This is a genomic window from Psychrobacter halodurans, assembly GCF_017498075.1.
GTDB classification, from domain to species: domain Bacteria; phylum Pseudomonadota; class Gammaproteobacteria; order Pseudomonadales; family Moraxellaceae; genus Psychrobacter; species Psychrobacter celer.
This window is the reverse complement of the sequence record NZ_JAGBKN010000007.1, coordinates 1-20,026: the sequence shown is the minus strand read 5'-3', so window position 1 is coordinate 20,026 and position 20,026 is coordinate 1. Positions and strand designations below refer to the sequence as shown.

Annotated in this window: 18 protein-coding genes; 16 read left to right on the top strand and 2 right to left on the bottom strand. The window is 47.4% G+C overall.

Features of this window, described 5'->3' with window-relative positions; all coding sequences use genetic code 11:
* The first annotated feature begins 68 nt into the window (after positions 1-68).
* From J3491_RS04735 to J3491_RS04720, 4 genes are all read left to right on the top strand, one after another.
* Positions 69-869, top strand: a complete 801-nt coding sequence (locus J3491_RS04735; RefSeq protein WP_207969354.1) for a YfgM family protein — start codon at positions 69-71, stop codon at positions 867-869.
* 270 nt (positions 870-1,139) lie between these two features.
* On the top strand, positions 1,140-2,351 hold the full coding sequence (bamB, locus tag J3491_RS04730) for an outer membrane protein assembly factor BamB (protein ID WP_243456129.1): 1,212 nt from the start codon (positions 1,140-1,142) through the stop codon (positions 2,349-2,351).
* A 418-nt stretch (positions 2,352-2,769) separates the two neighbouring features.
* Positions 2,770-4,191, top strand: coding sequence for a ribosome biogenesis GTPase Der (gene der / locus J3491_RS04725; RefSeq protein ID WP_075101512.1), 1,422 nt, complete (start codon positions 2,770-2,772; stop codon positions 4,189-4,191).
* A gap of 264 nt (positions 4,192-4,455) precedes the next feature.
* Complete coding sequence (locus tag J3491_RS04720) at positions 4,456-6,402, top strand: sensor histidine kinase (protein WP_207969353.1); 1,947 nt, start codon at positions 4,456-4,458, stop codon at positions 6,400-6,402.
* Between the two features lie 160 nt (positions 6,403-6,562).
* Here the strand turns inward: J3491_RS04720 and J3491_RS04715 are convergent, their stop codons facing one another.
* Positions 6,563-7,729, bottom strand: coding sequence for a D-alanyl-D-alanine carboxypeptidase family protein (locus J3491_RS04715; RefSeq protein ID WP_207969352.1), 1,167 nt, complete (start codon positions 7,727-7,729; stop codon positions 6,563-6,565).
* A 577-nt stretch (positions 7,730-8,306) separates the two neighbouring features.
* Positions 8,307-8,741, bottom strand: coding sequence for an MCR_0457 family protein (locus J3491_RS04710; protein ID WP_075101516.1), 435 nt, complete (start codon positions 8,739-8,741; stop codon positions 8,307-8,309).
* Positions 8,742-9,492: 751 nt separating this feature from the next.
* On the opposite strand from J3491_RS04710, the gene surE reads away from it, so the two are divergent.
* From surE to modB, 12 genes are all read left to right on the top strand, one after another.
* Complete coding sequence (gene surE, locus J3491_RS04705) at positions 9,493-10,389, top strand: 5'/3'-nucleotidase SurE (protein ID WP_207969351.1); 897 nt, start codon at positions 9,493-9,495, stop codon at positions 10,387-10,389.
* A 163-nt stretch (positions 10,390-10,552) separates the two neighbouring features.
* Positions 10,553-11,353 (top strand): peptidoglycan DD-metalloendopeptidase family protein, encoded by an 801-nt coding sequence (locus tag J3491_RS04700; RefSeq protein ID WP_207969350.1) that lies wholly within the window; start codon positions 10,553-10,555, stop codon positions 11,351-11,353.
* 213 nt (positions 11,354-11,566) lie between these two features.
* Entirely contained in the window at positions 11,567-12,871 is a 1,305-nt protein-coding gene (locus tag J3491_RS04695; RefSeq protein WP_207969349.1) for a lytic murein transglycosylase, read from the top strand.
* A 250-nt stretch (positions 12,872-13,121) separates the two neighbouring features.
* Positions 13,122-14,426, top strand: a complete 1,305-nt coding sequence (locus J3491_RS04690) for a molybdopterin molybdotransferase MoeA (RefSeq protein WP_207969348.1) — start codon at positions 13,122-13,124, stop codon at positions 14,424-14,426.
* A 29-nt stretch (positions 14,427-14,455) separates the two neighbouring features.
* Positions 14,456-15,565, top strand: a complete 1,110-nt coding sequence (moaA, locus tag J3491_RS04685; RefSeq protein ID WP_100749140.1) for a GTP 3',8-cyclase MoaA — start codon at positions 14,456-14,458, stop codon at positions 15,563-15,565.
* 66 nt (positions 15,566-15,631) lie between these two features.
* A complete protein-coding gene (moaB, locus tag J3491_RS04680; RefSeq protein ID WP_100749141.1) occupies positions 15,632-16,162 on the top strand; it encodes a molybdenum cofactor biosynthesis protein B in 531 nt (176 codons plus the stop codon).
* 24 nt (positions 16,163-16,186) lie between these two features.
* On the top strand, positions 16,187-16,999 hold the full coding sequence (mobA, locus tag J3491_RS04675) for a molybdenum cofactor guanylyltransferase (protein WP_100749142.1): 813 nt from the start codon (positions 16,187-16,189) through the stop codon (positions 16,997-16,999).
* A 17-nt stretch (positions 17,000-17,016) separates the two neighbouring features.
* Positions 17,017-17,532 (top strand): cyclic pyranopterin monophosphate synthase MoaC, encoded by a 516-nt coding sequence (gene moaC, locus J3491_RS04670; protein WP_100749143.1) that lies wholly within the window; start codon positions 17,017-17,019, stop codon positions 17,530-17,532.
* A gap of 71 nt (positions 17,533-17,603) precedes the next feature.
* Entirely contained in the window at positions 17,604-17,882 is a 279-nt protein-coding gene (locus J3491_RS04665) for a MoaD/ThiS family protein (RefSeq protein WP_172953058.1), read from the top strand.
* Positions 17,883-17,956: 74 nt separating this feature from the next.
* Positions 17,957-18,421, top strand: a complete 465-nt coding sequence (locus tag J3491_RS04660; protein WP_424108347.1) for a molybdenum cofactor biosynthesis protein MoaE — start codon at positions 17,957-17,959, stop codon at positions 18,419-18,421.
* Positions 18,414-19,229 carry a molybdate ABC transporter substrate-binding protein gene (modA, locus tag J3491_RS04655; RefSeq protein ID WP_207969347.1) on the top strand — a complete coding sequence of 272 codons (816 nt, stop codon included), beginning with the start codon at positions 18,414-18,416 and terminating at the stop codon, positions 19,227-19,229. The genes J3491_RS04660 and modA overlap by 8 nt, the downstream gene beginning before the upstream one ends.
* Before the next feature lie 57 nt (positions 19,230-19,286).
* Positions 19,287-19,988 carry a molybdate ABC transporter permease subunit gene (modB, locus tag J3491_RS04650; protein WP_100749355.1) on the top strand — a complete coding sequence of 234 codons (702 nt, stop codon included), beginning with the start codon at positions 19,287-19,289 and terminating at the stop codon, positions 19,986-19,988.
* Positions 19,989-20,026: the final 38 nt, after the last annotated feature.

Below are 20,026 nucleotides of genomic sequence, written 5' to 3'. Positions count from 1 at the left end.
ATAGATTAATCAGGTGATATCGGCTTTCGCCTCAGCATTTTTATAACACTTTTATTAGGTAACCCTTTATGGCTTTGACACCCAATTCGCCAAATCCAGACAATTCCATGGACGCGTTAAAGCAGTATGGCAGCTATATCGTCACTGCAATTTTGTTGGCGTTGGCCGCTTATTTTGGTTGGACATACTGGCAAAATAACCATGCGCGCGTCGATACAGTCGCAGCAGATCACTACGCGGATATCCAACGGCTCAATGAAGAAATCAGTCTGGCGGCGCAAAACCCAGATTTGGAAGCTGAGGCGCAAGAAGCGCTGGCACAAAGCCGTACACAACTGGACAAAGATATCGACGTATTGGTTGGCGCCCACGGCGAGTCAGTCTATGCGTGGCAAGCATTGATGATAAAAGCCCGCCATCAAGTGGATAGTGATGACTTTACCGCCGCAGCAAATACCCTGAAGCAAGCATTAGCCATTGACTTGGGCGACGCTGGCCTAAGCGCCATCACCCGTCTACGTTATGCCAACACGCTACTGGCAGCAGGCGATGCTGAGGGCGCACTGGCAGAAGCCAAACAAGACATGCCAAGCTCATTTGAAGCCAGTCAGCAAGAGTTGCTAGGCGATATTTATCTGGCACAAAACGATAAAGATTTGGCCATCAACGCTTACAATAATGCGTGGGAGCTGTTACGTGAGCGTCAAGAAATGCGTGCAGTATTGGCATTGAAGATGGAGAGCTTGGGGGTAATGCCTGAGCCTATCGAGGCGCAAGCCAGTCTGATCCAAGAGCCTGCTGTACCAGCGCCTGCGATATCTGAGCCGCCACCAGTGGTAGAGGGCGCACCGGCCGAAGTTACACAGTAGTGGTATTGTATTAGGCGCTATTAACGAATAATAGCGCTGATGTTTTATCAGCACCCTAGGCAGTACCAACAGAATTCTATATGCTAGATTGGCGGCCAGTGGGCTGATCGTGAGAGCAGAGTTGATAAGTGGCTGTTATCTATTTAAAAGTTTTATAACAGTCACCAAGATAACTAAAACCAGGCAACACTGTGAGCAGATCATTGATGGATGAGCCACAGACTGACCGCCCAATCCACTAATCCATAATAATTTTTGTAGTGAGAACCTATGATGACTCAATCCATTCGCTCGAGCAACATGTCAACAGCCAATATTATCAAAAAGACAGTCATGCATGTGGCCGTACTGGCAGTAATGAGCACTGCAGTGATTGGGTGTAATCGCGGTATCAAGCCTGTCGTCAATGATCCTGTCGATTTGGTACAAATTGCAGAGCCGGTCACTGTGCTACAGCCTGTCTTTAGCGCAGATGTTGGCAATAAAAAAGCCAGCAAAAAAGATCCTTTGGCGCTGCAAGTTGGCTATGCCAATGGTCAAATGGTCACAGCCTCACGCGGTGGCGACTTGATAGGGTTTGATAATGCAGGTGAGCGTCTGTGGTCAGTCAATGTCGGTGATCAAATCACCGGCGGCGTGACAGTAGATGCCTTAAGCCAAACGGCAATCATTAGCACACGTGGCGGTCAGGTGATGGCGTTTGATAGTACAACGGGTGCCAAACGCTGGCAGCAGCAGCTATCAGGGTCGGTATTGACGCCGGCTTTGGTCAGTAATAATCGCGTGATTTTGTCAGCGAATGATGGGTTTTTGCACGGCTTATCTCTACAAACCGGCCAGTCCGTATGGCAGTTTGCCACTCAAGTGCCTGCCATCAGTGTACGTGGTAGCGCCGCGCCAACCCTACTAGACAGCAAGACTGCGCTGCTGGCGACCGCGGATGGCCGTTTGCATGCGGTGACGGTTGATAGTGGTCTGCCGCAGTGGTCGAGACGCGTCGGTGTCGGTACGGGCAGTAGCGAAGTTGAGCGTATGAGCGATGTCGATGGCACGCCTATCGTTGATCAAAACCAGCTGTTTGCAATCAGCTATAGTGGTCAGTTATTGGGTATTGATTTAGCCTCGCGTCAGGTTTTATTTGTCAATGAGCTTGCCAGTCTCAAATCCCTTGCTGTCAATAATCAGCAAGTCATCGCCACCAGCCTAGATGGTAAAGTGGTTGCGTATGATCGCAGCAATGGCGAGATGCTCTGGGAGAGCGATGAGCTAGCGTATCGTCACTTGACCAACCCTGTGATGATTGGTGATTATATCGCGGTCGGTGATTTAGAAGGAGTGGTGCATTTGTTCAACCCTGCCAATGGTCAAATCATCAGCCGTGTACAGACCAAGGGGGCGTTGACCAACTTGCAAGTACAAGGAAGTCGTTTGCTAACGCAGAGCACCTCAGGTCAAGTGGCTATCTGGCAGCTGATGCGTTAAGTATCATAGGCTGTGCCGCGCGGCAGCTGATGAGTCGTGATATTATTATCAGCCAGCCATTAGACTTGCGGTTTGACATCACGATCACTACTATTATCACTCACGCTGCTAGGTCAGCGTTTTGTGCTTGGTTGTAAACTGCTTGTTTAAACGCAGGCTTTCGCGTACTCTATGCGACCGATATGCGGTAGGTTTACCATATAGACGACATCATTTGATAGATCCGATAAAATGGTGTCTGAGAGATATAATCATCACTGTAGGCTTGCTTACTATAGAGTCGATGTTATAGGGTTGATGAGTGTATCTGCTGTCGTTTTATCATTTATATTAATTTGCGGTCACGTACAACAATATTTGCGACTATGATTTTAGTCGCTGTACGGTCTGCCATTGTGCCTTTCACTGAGAGTAACCCATGAGTATCAAGCCTGTGGTCGCCTTAATTGGTCGTCCAAACGTCGGTAAATCCACCTTATTTAACCAGTTTACAAAAAGTCGGCAGGCATTGGTTGCTGATATGTCGGGGCTGACGCGTGACCGTCAGTACGGTGATGCTACCTACGAAAACAAATCGTTTATCGTTGTCGATACGGGCGGTATCGGTGAGGCAGACGATGGCAGTGGCAATATCGATGACTATATGTCTGAGCAATCGCACACAGCGATTCATGAGGCAGATATCATCGTGTTTGTAGTGGATGCGCGGTCTGGAATGATTGGCGCTGATGCTGAGATTGGTAAGTTTTTGCATACATTGGGCAAGCCTGTCTATGTGGTCGCCAACAAAGTCGATGGCGTCCATGATGCCGCGCCTGCGGAGTTTTATGCGCTCGGTTTGGGAGAGCCGTATCCGATGGCTGCCAGCCACGGCCGCGGTGTCGGTAACTTGCTAGAAGTGCTGACCGCTGACATGCCTGAGCAAGAAAACGTCGTCGAACCAAATGGCTTAAAACTTGCCATTATCGGTCGTCCAAACGTCGGCAAATCAACCTTGGTCAACCGTTTGCTTGGCGAAGATAGGGTGGTGGTATTTGATATGCCAGGCACCACGCGCGACAGTATTTATATTCCTTATAAACGGGATGGTAAGGATTATGTCCTTATCGACACCGCAGGCGTGCGCCGCCGCGGCAAAATCGATGAAAAAGTAGAAAAATTCTCCGTTATCAAAACCCTACAAGCCATCGAAGACTCCAATGTGACGGTGATTGTCATCGATGCGCAAGAAGGCATCGTCGATCAAGACTTGCATATGATAGGCTATGCGCTCGATGCAGGTCGGGCGCTGGTGGTCGCGATAAACAAATGGGATGGCCTCAGCCAAGACCAAAAAGACTATATCAAGCTTGAGATGGATCGCCGCTTTAGCTTTATTCCTTTTGTGAAAGTGCACCTGATCTCAGCGCTACATGGTACCGGCGTGGGCAACTTATACCCGTCGATCTTACGCGCTTATCAGTCATCTATGTTTGAGGTATCGACCAATCGCTTGACGCAGATATTGCAAGACGCTGTGACAGCCAACCCACCACCGACCGTCGCAGGTCGCCGTATCAAGTTGCGTTATGCGCATATCGGTGGTCACAACCCACCGGTCATCGTCATTCACGGTAACCAAACCAGTGCGCTACCGAAGAGCTATCAGCGTTACCTCGAAAACCAATTTCGTCAAGTCTTTAAGCTTGAAGGCACACCGCTGAATGTCATCTTTCGACAAAATGACAACCCCTATGCCAATAAAAGCGACACACCGACGAAAGCAAAAGCGCAGCAGTTACGCCAACGTGAGCGCAATCGGGCAAAAAAATTCACTACCAAAGACAAAAAACCGCGCTAACTTGCTAATGGCTAACTTGCCAGTGGCGAGGGTACGAACCAGTCACTTTATGATGTCGCCTGTATCGTTGTTATGATAAGGCGGCATAGTGCTGCGCCGCTGTTTTTATTCTCCCCTCGTTGTGTATAGTCAATCCAATATAAAATTGACACCTCTGATGCCAGTAGGACGGTACCTGCCCAAAAATATCTGCATGTTTGTCTTATCACTTCTGCAAAATACCTGTAGTATGAATAAAAAGTTGTCTTGGCTTCGTTGAGTGATATGAACAGCCCTCGTTCTCGCACCATTCCTATGCTTATCTGGCGCTCTGTCGTACAGGCCATTACGCTGGCTGTGTTGGCAGGGTTTATATTGTTTTTTGTCTATGGTCTGACTTATCATTACAAAGAAACGCATCGGCATATAGATCAGCTTGCCGCGGTATTGACCGCCAGCGCCTCGACAGCAGAAGGGGCAGATATCGTAGCGGAGCAAGTTGCCTTTTTATTAGAAAATGAGCCAAGTATTCAGAGTATTTTATTTTACTCAACCCCTCAGCCTATCAGTGATACCAATCAATCTAGAGGCGACTGGAAAAACGCCCTGTTTGCCGATACGGTCAGCTTTAATTACCCAGTCGTCAGTAATGACTTGCAACCAGACAGTCTCACTATTGCCGCTACATTCTCTGATGCTGATGGTTTACCGCGCCAGTCATCAGGCGTAGCGGCGTCCTCAAGCACCACAAAAAATGCCAATAGTACGCTGGTCGGTTATATTAATATCACCTTAGATGTCAATAAACTGCGCGCAAGCTGGTTTCAAAGCAATGCTTTATTGTGGCTGGTTACGATTTTGCTGGCTGTGGTCTGGGCGCTGTATGTCTTACGTAAGCTCAACTGGCCGGTTAGGGATGTGGACGCGCTCACTGAAGTATGCGACATCATTATTAGGACGCCTGAGCTTGAAAAACTGCCCGTCATCGCCCAGCATTTTAATTTTCAGGAGCTGGCGCAAATCAAGCAGGCTTTGATTGTGCTGTTTAAACGCTTGCAAGACATCAAACAAGACTATGAAGCGGTGGCGACCTTTGAGCAGCAGCTACACAGCAAAGATGTATCGCTCGATGTGCAGCTGCATAATTTTCAGAGCATGATAACCCACGAGCTAAAAACCTCATTAAATGCCATTGTCGGCGGCTTACAACTGCTAGATTATGAAACCTTGAGCCGAGAGCAAAAAGACGCGGTCGATATCATCAGTAGTGGCAGTGACAAGCTGGTGTCTTCGCTTGAGCATATCATTCAGTTGAATCAGATACAAAAAGGTCAGATGACCATTCATCTTAGTGAGTTTAACCCACTACAGCTGATCGCTGATCTGTTGGCAGAGTTTGAGCCTGTCGCTAAACGTAAGGGCTTAGAGCTGATTAGCCAAGTGCATCATATAGATTATGGCCTACAAGGTGATGTAAAAAAGATACAGCAAATACTCGCGATTTTGCTAAGTAATGCCATTAAGTTTACCTCAGCGGGGCAGGTTACCATTACCTCGCAGCTCACGCATTTTGATAAAAGCAATCGCTGGCAGATCAGTGTCAAAGACACGGGCATCGGCATCGATAACAATCACATCGACGATATTTTTAATCCGTTTTTTCAGGTAGACTCGTCACAAACGCGGCAATACGAAGGCTCAGGGATAGGCTTGCCCGTCGTCAAACAAATGGCCCAGCTGATGGGAGCGAGCATCGATGTCGATAGTGCGCTGGGCGTCGGTACAGAGTTTGTCTTGACCATTCCACTACCCAACCAGCAGCAAGTTCATCAGCAGCAAGTGCTGGCAGGGCTAAGTATTATTTACTATTATTATCACGAAGCGGGATTTTTGGTGGAGGAGCTTGAGCGGTTAGGCGCGCAGGTGATCTGCCATCAGCATGAGCAGCTGGCGCTAGATGAGATATGCCACAAAAAAATCGACATAGTGATGTTTGCAGAAGACATGTATCCTGCGAGGGCTGAGGCATTGGCCACCCGTATTCGTCAGATAGAAAACGCTGATATCACCCATCGGGCGCTATTGATATACTGGTATCCAAAACACCACGTGCGCAGCTTAGAGAGCTTTGAGCATGGGTTAAAAGCTGCTGGTGTCGACTATTGCCACATGGTGACGTATAGTGATAAAGGATTGAGCGATTTGATAAAACGCTGGCTCGTTTGGACATGATATGGAGAGATGACTTTGATAAGACATACTTGATAGCTTGGATATCATAAACCTTGCCATTACCACAAGCTTTGATACAACAAGCCTTGATTTTATGCAAACAAAAAAAGACGCTCCGGTAGATGAGCGTCTTTTTTTGTATATAAGTTATGCCAAATGCTTAAAAAAAGCTTTGTACCCAGCGAACCACACGCTGCCAAGTGCGGCTCAAAAATCCTGATTGTTCGATATCACTGGTGGCAATAATAGGCACAGATGCCACTGCCTTGCCGTCGATGACCGCCATCATTTTACCGATGTTTTGTCCTTTTTTAATGGGAGCTTCTAAGCTTTCGGGGATGTCGACCACGGTGGTGATTTTGTTTTTTTGCGTCTTACTGGTCAGTATTTGCAAGTTATCACCTGTGACCAGTTCAGTTTCGTCGGTTTCACCAAACCAGACTGGTACCTTACTGACAAATTGCCCAGCAGGTGCTTTGGTGACGGTGGTAAAGTGCCCAAAACCCCAATTGAGCAGCTCGCGCGACTGGTCGGCACGGGCTTGCGGGCTTTCGGTGCCCATGATCACAGAAATCAGACGCATGCCTTCACGTTTGCTCGAGGCGGCCAAGCAGTAGCCTGCAGCGTCTGTATGGCCTGTTTTTAGACCGTCGACCGTGGGGTCAGTCGCTAGTAGGGCATTGCGGTTGCCTTGTGTGATGCCATTGTAGGTAAACTCTTTTTCGGCATACAAGCCATAGTAGTCGCCGCTGTTTTTGATGATGGCGCGCGATAGCTTGGCCAAGTCCAGCGCTGAGGCTCTATGGCCTTCGTCAGGCATGCCTGTCGAGTTGACAAAATGGGTGTTTTCCATGCCCAGCTTTTCTGCTTGCTCATTCATCAAGATGGCAAACGAGGCTTCGCTACCAGCGATATGCTCTGCCATAGCTTTTGAGGCGTCATTACCTGATTGAATAATAATACCGCGTAGCATGTCGATAACGCTCGCAGATTTATTTACCGGTACATACATACAAGACTGACTGCTACTGCCGCGGCACCACGCATTTGGGCTCATCAGCACTTGATCGTCTTCTTTTAGGTCGCTTGAGGCGAGGCGCTGCTCGATGATGTAGCTGGTCATCATTTTTGTCAAAGATGCTGGCGGTAGCGCTTCATTGGCGTTTTTTTGTGCCAAGATTTCACCAGTGTTGTAGTCCATTAATACATAGGCGGTATTGTCCATCTCGGGTGGCTGAATGGCGGCATTTGCCATTATCGCACTCATAGAAACACTTACACCAACGACCAGCTGTACCAGCTGATTTTTTACACGCTTTACTGTCATATATCGTTACACCGCATCATAAAACCAAATGTATCTGCCGCTTGCGACTCGCCCCAAACCTCGGTCATTTTTTTCGTATGTCTTAAATATTATATTCAAAAACAAGGGATTAATGATGGCAGTGACGATGGTGCGACAGACATAAAATTAACGCCTTATCTTAGCAAAATGATAACCGATGGGGAATCGATAACTGCAAAAAATAAGGCACCCCCAAAAATAAAAAGCCCTGCTTGTGTCTATGATCGCTTGTCGCGTTTATCACGTAACTCAGGCTATTTTCACCTATCTATAAGGTATCTTAAAAAACAAACCCAGCGCGATCTTCGGTTGCAAAAAAGCCTGCTGCATGGCCCATCTTCTGGCAATACAGCAAGCTTTTATGTCATCTATCACTCGTCAGAAAAACATTAAAAATCTTGACGCTTTGTCCCGCTTTGGACGCCCGCTTGTGTCGTTTTTTATTGTCGTTGATGATCAATGTTATTTTGGCGTCAAAAGCACAGTGGTACGTTTTTGTTTATTTTTTTAAATCGTCTGTCCTATCATGCTTATCATAAGTGGTGATGAGGGGGTACTAGTATTCAGCATTGGCCAAGTCTTCGCACAGCGCTCGGTTGTCTTGCTTAGAGAACCCCATCGTCCAGCTACGGATACCTTGGAGAATTTGGCGATAGTCTTGCTGCGTTGATAGGTATTGAATCGCCGCTTTGGGGTCTTCTAGTGACGGCATCAGCTCGTGCAACTGCACGTTATAAGACTTATAAAAACGCTGTTTTTGCTTGCCGTTTAGCATCGGCGGGCAAATCTCTGAAAGTACTTGCATCACAGCGATTTCATGCTTGGTGATGTTGATGCCAGACATGTCTAAAGGAATGGTCGTCGCAGCATTGTTTGCCGCATAGGAGGCTTGAGACAGCATGGCAACAGACGTTATCAGTCCTGCAAGACCTACCTTGGATGCGGTCTTCGCTAGCACAGAAGCTATAGATAATATCGATTGATTTTTCATTCTGTATTACACTCGCTTATCTTTATTTAATGGTCATATGTTAATGGGTAAAAAAACAAAAGTCACATAAAATATTGATTTATGTGTAGATATATTGTGAGCCAAAGCCATCTTGCAGCAACATATCAGCAGCATCGTCAGCTAAGTTACGTCCGCCTAAAAGTATAAGTTTGTATTGTAGTGCGTTGTTGCCTATTGTAACCTAATGGCAAGTTTTTGCTTATCATTTAATCTGTACTGGCAGTATGACACTCTGCCATAAACAGTTCAGGATAATGCTGCTAAAGCGGCAAATCCTTGAGTACTGTAGGCTGAGAGTCTTCATATTTGTATCTATTGCATCTATGGTTTGGTCTGCTATGTGTGCGTCAGTGTATGATTGGGGTATAATCGCCATTTATTTTTGCCCTTTTGCTTTTTTTGCGCTTTTACTTACGATACCAGCAGGGCGCGCTGATGATGTCTACCATGGGTAGTGAGTTAGCGCGATGTATAAGTATAAGTAAGAAGGTGTCATTGGGCGATAAATTTTACCAATCAACCGTTTGCGCTGTCGCCCTTTACTCTGTAGGCTAAGGCACCCAGCATTAGGGGCCAAACTGAGCAAATAAGCAGTTTGCCAAGGGAAACCACGTGCTTATCATCTTCGTGATGGCCTATCATCTAGGCAATGCTGCGCCGAGTATAGCAATATTATGACAAAAAGGCTGAAAAGCAGACAAACGGTCAAAGACAAAAACAACGAGCAAATATGAGATTTTTACTTAGCAATGATGATGGCGTACACGCGCCAGGACTATTGGCATTGGCTCAGGCACTATCGGCCATCGGTGAGGTCGTCGTCGTCGCCCCAAGCGAAGAGCAAAGTGGCTGCGCAAGCTCGCTTAGTGTCTCAAAGCCGCTGTATGCTCATCAGTTGCCGTCGGGGTTTGTCGCTGTCAATGGCTCTCCTGCCGACTGTATTTATCTGGCATTGCACGAGCTGTACTGTAATATGGACTTTGATTGTATCGTCACCGGCATCAATTCAGGCGCCAATTTGGGACAAGATGTCTTGTTTTCTGGCACCTTTGGCGCGGCATTGACCGCTCAGATTTTTGGTATACCCGCGATTGCCACTTCTTTGGTAGGCGGCGGTGTCAAAGGAAAAAAGGCAGGCAAACGACGAGAGCCAGAGGATGCCAGTCACTATAAGGTGGCTGCTGAGGAGATTGCCAAGCTCATTCGTGAGACCGCTATTTTGTCGACGTGTAAAAGTTTGCCCTATCACGTATTAAACGTTAATATTCCTGATGTGCACAGCAGTGCTGAGATAAAAGGCCGAAAAATCACCACGCTTGGCCATGCTCAGATTGCGCACCCCGTCCATCACATGGTAGATCCGCGCGGGCGAGATGCGTATTGGCTGTCGTTACGCAAACGCAAAAATGCCTACGCCGCATCAGCGCTACATGATGAGGAAGGTGACGAAACGACCCAATTACCAGATCGTCAGGCGCTTAACCCCTTATACCAGCAACCCTGTGAGGTGGCAGGTGTGATGACCGACGATAAAGCCGTGGCCGAAAACTATATCAGCCTATCGCCTGTGCGATTGCACCATGCGCCAAAAGCTGCGTTAGAGACGTTGTCGAGTTTGGCCTTATGAGAATACTTGATGCGATAAAGGCAAGAGTAATAGCACAAATCATAGACAGCTGAGGTCTGTGACCATAGGATAGATGACCCAAAAAGCATAATACGTATGAGTGGCACACAAACCACTCAATAAGACAAAAACTGATGAGTGAGAGAAAGAATAGGAACCTTGTATGAAAAAGCTTGACACAGGATCGCACCTTGCAACGTCGGTGTTGATTGGTAGCATGGCCGCCGCCGCGCTAACGATGGTAGGCTGTGCCACCAAACCTACTTATCAGACAGCAAACCAAGCTGCGCCCAAGATTATCACCAACGCACAAGGGGTTCCTAACTACCATCTGGTCCAGCGCGGTGATACCGTCAGCCAAATCGCCGCCCGTTATCGCCTAAATTATCGTCAAATTGGCGCGATCAATGGCTTAGATAGTAAATACACCATCTATAGCGGCCAATGGTTAAAGCTCTGGCAAGGACAGCCAAATGCTGCCAATAACAATCGCTATAACGCGCCTGCTCAGACACGGCCACAGCCTACTTACAACCCGCCTGTCACCAGCACACCTACTAACACTAGCCCTGTCTATGAAGTCACGGCAAACGCCACGTCAGGCTATGAGTACCCGAGCCGCAACCAAGTGACACGTAACTTTGATGCGGCGGCTGGCACGATGGGCATGTGGTTTGCTGGCAATATCGGCGACCCTGTACTGGCAAGCCAATCAGGGACAGTGCTATATGCAGGTAACGGTTTGCCTGAATATGGCAATCTGATCATGATTCGTCATAGTGACAACTATATCACCGCCTACGCTCACAATAGCCAGCTTTTGGTTAAAGAAGGGGACGCGGTGCAGCGTGGCCAACGTATTGCCAATATGGGTAGTAGTGGCCAAACCAATCAAGTGGGTCTAGAGTTTCAAGTACGCTTAAATGGCAACCCTATTGATCCACGGGCAGTATTGGGACGCTAGTCTTTGTTAGTGCCATGATTGATTGTGCAACACGTCCTAGCCGTCCTAGCATTGCTGCTCTACCGCTGCTGGTTTTTATTTGTTAAGTTATCCCAAGCCCTAAAAAGATGATAAGCGACTGATGAGCGATATACAGTTACTCTATGCTTATTACTCTGATTTTTGGCAACGGTATGGCTTACCGATAGTACTTATTCACACCTGAGACTTCTTATGATTTTAAAAAAACACTATATTGCTCTTTTCCCAGCGCTAGTCATGGTGGGCTGTACCAGCCAGCAAGCGATGCAAAACCCTAGCAAACCTGTGCGTCAGGCTAACGTGCAGATTACTCAGACTCAGACCATTCAGGTCAAGCCGACCCCCAAGCCTGCTGTCAACCCCCAGCCAGTCGTAAAACCAAGCTATGGCAGTTTTTCTGACTGGAAGTCGGATTTTTCTATGCGCGCCATGGCGTCAGGTCATGATGCACCGACCATCCGCCGCCTGCTAGATTTGGCGTATCTCAATCAGCAAGTCATCTCTTTAGACTCAGGGCAGCCTGAGTTTTCTAAAATGCCGTGGGAGTATGTGGATTCGGCAGTATCAGACGGCAGAGTCAGCACAGGTAAGCGTAAGTTTGCAGAGCAGCGGACGTTTTTGTCCCAGTTACAGTCACAGTATGGCGTCAATGCCGAAATCATCGCGGCAATATGGGGGATGGAGTCTTCGTATGGCGCGGTGACGGGCAACAGTAGCATTCCAAGCTCGCTTGCCAGCCTTGCCTATGACGGTCGTCGCCAAGAGTTTGCCGAAACTCAGTTGTTGTCGCTTGCCTCGTTGTTGCAGCGCGGCGATGTGTCATGGTCACAGCTGGATGGCTCTTGGGCGGGCGGCATGGGGCAAACCCAATTCATCCCTGATACTTGGCTCAAACAAGGGGTAGATGGCGATGGTGATGGTCACCGCAACCCTTGGGCAACGGGGGATGCATTGGCGTCTACTGCCAATTATCTGAGTAACTCAGGTTGGGTACGCGGCTTAGCGCCTTTTTATGAAGTGAGGATTCCTGCATCTTTTGATTATGCCGTTGTTGGCAGCAAACAGTCGGCGGCCAGATGGGCGGCACTTGGTATCGATACCATCGATGATGTGTCTTTGGATGCCAATACCCAGATGGAGTTGTGGCTACCGGCTGGCAAAGATGGTCCTGCACTGCTGCTCAGTCCCAATTTTGATGTGATCAAAGTCTATAACAACTCATCAAGCTATGCACTAGGGGTCAGCTTGTTGGGCAAAGCGCTGGCAGGGCAAGGCGGTCTATATAAATCATGGCCGCGTTATGAGCGCCCATTATCGACTGTGCAAGTACGCAATCTCCAGCAGCGCCTGACCAGCATGGGTTATGATACCAAAGGTGCTGACGGTATCGTAGGCACCAATACGCGTAGGGCGTTTCAGCGTTGGCAAGCAGATAATGGCCAGACGCCAGATGGTTTCATTACTCAGCGCAGTGCTGCAAGCCTAGCCTCATGGTGAACTAGGCTGTTAAACTGGCTGTGTCATCTGGTTGGCTATTAATGTTAAGCTGTTAAAGAAGGCATTTTGCTCACTTGCTTGCTAGGCTTTATAGTAAGCCTTTAACAACTACAACAAAAAGCACCTTATTAGGTGCTTTTTTTGCGCTAATCTAGGATTGCTATATCAGCTATAGTCAACCTTATACGCGAGAAAAATAGCTGCTCATTGAGCGATTTAATAGCCGTCAAAAAAAGAAGAGTACTCTTTTATGATTACCATGGAAGCCTTGCAATTAGCGATAAAAGCGCGCGTAGAAGATTACAATAATAACGATTTTTCTCTAAGGCAAAGAGCTGTTAGGACGTGCGCTTTGCAAGACAGCGGCAATCAGATACTGGCGCAAGATATTGCCTCGCCTTTTGATATACCCAGACAAAACCTATCGGCGATGGATGGTTATGCTATCGCACAAGGCAGCGAACTATCGGCAGATAGCACTATAGAGATCATCGGTGAGTCACAAGCGGGCAGTGCTTATACAGATCGGCTTGTAACAGGGCAGGGTGTACGGATTTTTACAGGGGCGGTGGTGCCTGATAGCTGCGATACTGTCATCATGCAAGAAAACACCAACTTTGCAAAAATAAAAGACACAATCGACAAATCAAAGCCTTATCGGGTAACACTGACCCAAGCGGCCAAAGTGGATAGCAATATTCGCTGGCAAGGCGAAGAGATAGAGGCAGGTGAAGCGGTATTGACAGTCGGTAAGCGCATAAACCCTGCTGATATTAGCCTACTTGCAAGCTTAGGTATCAGCCAAGTCAGCGTCTTTGCGCCGCTTATCGTCGGGCTACTGGCAACGGGCGATGAGCTGGTGGCTGTCGGTGATGCGCTGACAAGTCTGGCACAAATATACAATTCCAACACCCCAACGCTAAAGACTTTGCTGGCTGGTTTGCCGATTACCATTCGCGACTACGGCATTATCCCTGATGATTTGGATAAGACCACGGCTGCTATTAATGAAGCCGTGCAAGACTGTGATGTGCTAATCTCGACCGCTGGCGTGTCGGTGGGTGATTATGATTTTTTGACTACCGTCATCGAGCAGCTCGGGCAAATTAACCATTACAAAGTGGCGATGAAGCCTGGTAAGCCTTTTGTGTTTGGGGAGCTTGCTAAAGATTTGGATAAGCCAGTACTGTACTTTGGCTTACCTGGTAACCCCTTGTCGACAGTCGTTGGTACGCTACAGTTTGTGCTACCGGCACTATGGCAACTATCAGACGCGCGCGTATCTGAGCAGCCGATGCAAATACATATCAAGGCTAAACTAGCAAACGACATCAAAAAATCAGTCGGTCGCAAAGATTTTCAGCGCGGCGTATTGAGGCAAAACGCTGCAGGCGAGTATGAAGTGGAGTGTTTTGCCAGGCAGCAGTCACATAGAATCAAACAGCTTAGCCTTGCCAACTGTTTTGTCGTGTTGGACAAAGACAGCGGTGATGTCGCAGCAGGTAGTGAAGTGATTGTGCAACCTTTTCCTTGGCTCCATCAGACGAATAGATGAGACGTATAAATCGCAATTGGCAGTAAATTATGAATGATGACAAGCTTAGCATCGGCAGTGCTCAACTGTATTCGCCAGCCGCGCCTGCGATATCTGATGGTACTCACGCCTTGCCTACCGCTGCGTCTACGGACGTTGATGCTAGCCATTTAACTAAGAGCCATCAGCTTTTAACGGACAGCTTTGCGCGTCGTTTGACTTATTTGCGCCTCTCTATCACCGACTTCTGCAACTTTCGCTGTGAGTATTGTTTGCCCAATGGCTATCAAGGCAAGCGTCCTGATGATGAATTAAGCGTGCCTGAGATTGCCACGCTCATTCGCGGTTTTGCCGAAGTTGGCACTAAAAAGGTGAGAATCACCGGCGGTGAGCCATCCATTCGCCGCGATGTTGTCGAGATTATTCAAACCATTAAACAAACCGAAGGCATAGAAACCGTCGCTATGACCAGTAACGGTTATAAGCTGGGTAAACATCTGGCCAATTGGCAAGCGGCTGGATTAAATAAGTTGAATATCAGCATGGACAGCTTTGATGCAGACACCTTTCATAAGATGACAGGCTTTAATACGTTACCGCAGTTGCTGTCAGATATGGATACGTTATTAAATACCACAGAGATTAAGCTGAAGATAAATAGTATTTTGATGGCAGAGACCGCGTTTGAAAACTTGATGGACGCCATCGACTATGTCAAAGACCGACCCGTTACTTATCGCTTTATTGAATTTATGCAAACCAGTGATAACAGCGATCTGTTTTTTGCTCAGCATGCGCAGTCCGATGTCATCATCGATTATTTGACTGAGCATGGTTGGCAGCCACACGTGCGCGGTAGTAGTGATGGTCCAGCGGTAGAGTATAGTCATCCAGACTATGTTGGGCGCATCGGTATGATTGCCCCTTATGCCGCGCATTTTTGTGATACGTGTAACCGTCTCAGAGTCAGCAGCCAAGGTAAGGTGCATCTGTGTCTGTTTGATCAAGGCAACTACGATATTCGTCAGCATCTGCAAACAGGGGATGTGCAAGGTTTGGTTGAAACTTTACACAGCTTTATGCCGATTAAACCTGAGCACCATCATTTGCATGAGTCCAATAGCGGCATTATGCATAATTTATCGATTATCGGTGGTTAGCATTATTGCACTCTAATCATCAAAGCTATATTTGAATCATAAAAACTGTACTTTTGAGGAATCCCTATGAGCAAACCTGCTGCCAAGTTTACCCCACTTAATATTGCCGTATTGACCGTTTCTGACAGTCGGACGCTGGCAGAAGATACGTCAGGCCAGTACCTAGCAGATAGCTTAACCGACGCAGGCCATCATCTAGCAGATCGCAAGCTCATTAGCGATGATATTTATCAGATACGAGCAGTGATTAGCGGCTGGATTGCCGATCCAAACGTGCATGCGGTGATTACCACGGGCGGTACAGGGTTTTTTATCAGAGATAGCATGCCAGAGGCGGTGAGAGTCTTATTTGATAAATCGATCGATGGTTTTGGTGAGATGTTTCGTCTGATTTCAAAAGATGAGATTGGCATGTCAACGATGCAGTCGCGCGCCGTTGCAGGCATGGCAAATCATACCGGTATTTTTTGTTTGCCAGGCTCCTCGGGCGCTTGCCGTACAGGGTGGGAGAATATCTTAAAAGAGCAGTTTGATAGCCGTACGCGGCCGTGCAACTTTGTACCACACTTTATGGCACAAAACCCAAGCCATGACTGAGGTGATGATAAGTAAAGTGCGTCTATGATAAATGGTTTGAAACCCTTAGACAGCTTAGCTGGTATTGTTATTTTAGCGGGCGGTGCTTCCAAACGAATGGGCACAGCCAAAGCGGCGCTTATGTTACCAACAGGGGAGTGCCTGCTGGATTATCATGTCCGGCATGCGCTGGATTTGGCTCAAGCTCATACTGGTAATAACAAAGACATACCTATTATGGTTGCTGATAATGGGCGTGGCTTTCATGTTGGTTCAGAGCTGATGGATAGCGAATCACAAGCGCCTGTTATGCATATTGCTGATTATGGCGCTAATATGATTAATGACCAGAATGCTGATAGACAAAATAGCGCTGGCCAAAATAGTAACGGTCAGATTAGCAACAGCCAAATTCACACGGGCGGTGCATTGGTCGCTATCGAGTCGGCTCTGCAAACTGTGATAAAGACTCAGCCATCAGATGCTTTAACGGAAAACCAGTCATCATGGCTGTTGGTGATTAGCTGTGATAGTCTGATACCTGCTACAGAGTTATGGCAAAAGTTGCAGTCTGTAGCGACTCAAATAAACAAAAATCAAGAAGCTGATAAGAAGGTGATTTGCTTAACTGATGACAGTCATTTATATCCGCTGTTAGGGCTTTATCCATTAAGTCTTGAGCCTGATTTAAAGGCCTATATCGATAATGGCGCGCGGCGAGTTATGCCTTTTATCAAACCTTATTTACAAGCGGTATCCTTTCCAAACAGTTGGCAGTATTTGACCAACTTTAATACGCCTACAGACTTTGAGCGCGCCTGCCACTCGCTAAGCACTCTATCAATGTCAGACTATTAATATCAGAGAAATTCTCAATGAATAACAACGTCCAAATAGACAATCGAGCTACTCAATGCGGCTTATCACACCTAGATAGCAACGGTGATATCACTATGGTCGATGTCAGTGGCAAGCGGGCTACCACGCGAGAGGCTCATGCGACCGGACAAGTGCGATTTCCCAGCGAGGTTTATCAGCAGATCAAAGCCGCTGATGGCATGACCAAAAAGGGCAGTATCACCCAGACCGCGCATATCGCCGGTATTATGGCTGCAAAGCGCACGCATGACTTGATACCGCTATGTCACCCCTTGCCACTCGATAAGATAGGTTTGAGCTTTGACTATGATGACAATCTTGACAGCATAACTGTCAGCGCTACGGTCAAAGTCACGCACAAGACGGGCGTTGAGATGGAGGCCTTGACGGCTGTAAGCGTGGCATGCCTGACCATTTATGACATGACCAAAGCCATATCGCACGATATCGCCATTGATAACGTGCGCCTAATCACCAAAACGGGTGGCAAATCAGAGTATTGTCATGCTTAGGATAATACAGTTTCGTTTTAATGATTAGCAGTGAAATGAAGCTGAATAGCTTGCACAGAACGGAGAATATAATGAGCGCTATTAAAGCAACCAACGATGCCGCGGCGATGAGCGTACAAGTTCTTTACTTTGCTAGCCTAGCTGACGCTGCCAATTGTCAACAAGAAACCATCAAGGTCGAGCCGTCAACTTCACTAAGCGAGCTCTATGAGCACTTGAGTCAAAAGCATGGCTTTAGTCATTCGCAACAAGAGCTGCGGGTGGCGGTGAATGATTATTTCGCTAAATGGACCGATCCGATTAATGATGGTGATAGCGTGGTATTTATCACCCCAGTCGCAGGCGGCTAGGCAAGGGGGTAGAGATAGTAAGTAGAAACCATGAGTAGAGATAACATATGATAGACAACGTCCACAGCCATTCTATGACCATCAAACGCAGCGTTGATGAGGTCTATGCCATTGCACAGCGTGATGGCTTTGCATTGTTAGATATCGCCATAGACGAGGATAGATTGAAACGCACGTTGGACAATGACGGCTGCGGCGCGTTTGTCTGCTTTGAGGGCCGTGTGCGCAATCATAACAACGCCACCAGCGTTGAGCGCTTGAGTTACTACGGCTATGAGGATTTGGCGCTAAACCAAGGCCGCGCTATCATTGAGGCGGCCAAACAGCGTTTTGAGATTACCCATGCTATTGCCATCCACCGTATCGGCGCATTAGAGATTGGCGATGTGGCGGTATGGGTAGGGGTGGTCTCTGCCCATCGTTATCCCGCGTTTGATGCCTGCCGCTGGATACTCGATGCCATTAAGGCTGATATTCCTGTGTGGAAGCAAGAGTATTACGAGGATGCGCCCTCTAAATGGCTGAGCAACAATGGTTAAAGTAGCCGTTTTATGTGGTGCGCTATTGGCCTTAAGTGCTTGTACGTCAAAGAGTGCTACAGATACCTCTACTGATAATGAATCTAAGCAATTGCAGACGCTACGTATCGCCGCCGCCGCCAATTTATCGGATGTATTGCCTGAGGTTATTGATGGCTATCAAATCGCTAATCAGCTGTCCAAGGATAATATAGAAGTCACGTATGCCTCATCTGGCAAGTTGTATGCGCAAATAATAGCAGGCGCGCCTTATGATATGTTTTTATCAGCCAATCAAGAGTTCCCTGCTAAGCTTGCTGATAAGATCCCCAAAGATAGCACGACGCATCAACCTTTTACCTATACGCAAGGTCAGCTGGCGCTATATAGCGTCAACAAACCTTTGGATGGATTCAGTCCAAAAGCGCTGAGTGATATGTTGCTAAGCGACAGCAGTAGCAAGATCGCTATCGCCAGTCCTGAGCTTGCGCCTTATGGCGCGTCGGCACAGTCTTACTTGCAGGCGCAAAAGTTATATGACCCTTTAGTGCAGCAAAAACGCATAATACAAGCAGAAAACATCGGGCAAGCCTTTCAATATGCGTATACAGGCAGTGTCGATTATGGCTTTGTCGCGCAATCACAAATTATCGCTATCAATGCGAAACCTGAGCAATTTATTACCTTAGCGCCTGAGTCTTATCCGGCTATTTTGCAAGATGGTATTATCATTAGTGATAAACCTGCTACCATAGATTTTACGAACTATTTGCGTTCAGCCGAGGGGCAGCGATACTTCTCACAAGCAGGGTATTTAACCGTGCAATAGCAATCTCTTAGATACAATAAACCTTTGTGAATACAATGAGCCATGAGAAATGACATCATGATAGATTCATCGCTAATGTCAGACATGCTCGCGCCTTTCTTAGTCAGTCTTAAGCTCGCCACCGCCAGCACTTTGTGTTTACTGTTTTTTGCCACTCCTGTGGCCTATTGGCTAGCCAAGCCCAGTCGTGGACGTATCATTGCACGGGTAAAGGTAGTGCTGATGGGCATTATCGCTATGCCGCTGGTCTTACCGCCCACTGTGATTGGGTTTTACTTACTGCTTTTGCTCAGCCCTAGCGCTGGTATCGGTCACTATCTTCATGAGCACAATATCAGCCCGCTTATTTTTACCTTTGAGGGCTTAGTTATTGGCTCTATTATTTATTCCCTGCCGTTTTATATTCAGCCGGTTTATGCGCAGTTTTTGCGTATTCCAAAGAGCGTGATGGAGATGGCACAATTACTCGAGCCAAGCCGCCTAAGGCGTCTGATGACGGTTGCGCTCCCACAAGCCAAGGTTGGTATTATTTTGGGTAGTTTAATCAGCTTTGCTCATACCATTGGCGAGTTTGGCGTGGTGCTTATGATAGGCGGCAGTATCTCTGGTGAGACCAAAGTTGTGTCTATCGCCATATATGAGCAAGTCGAAGCGCTCAATTATGACGCCGCGCATATGATGTCAGGCGTTTTGATTATGATAGGTATGATCATGGTGGCGCTTATTGCGAGTGTGAATAAACTTAATGAGCCGCGGTAGGGTGGGCTTGGCTAATTGGCTAATTGGCTAATTGGCTA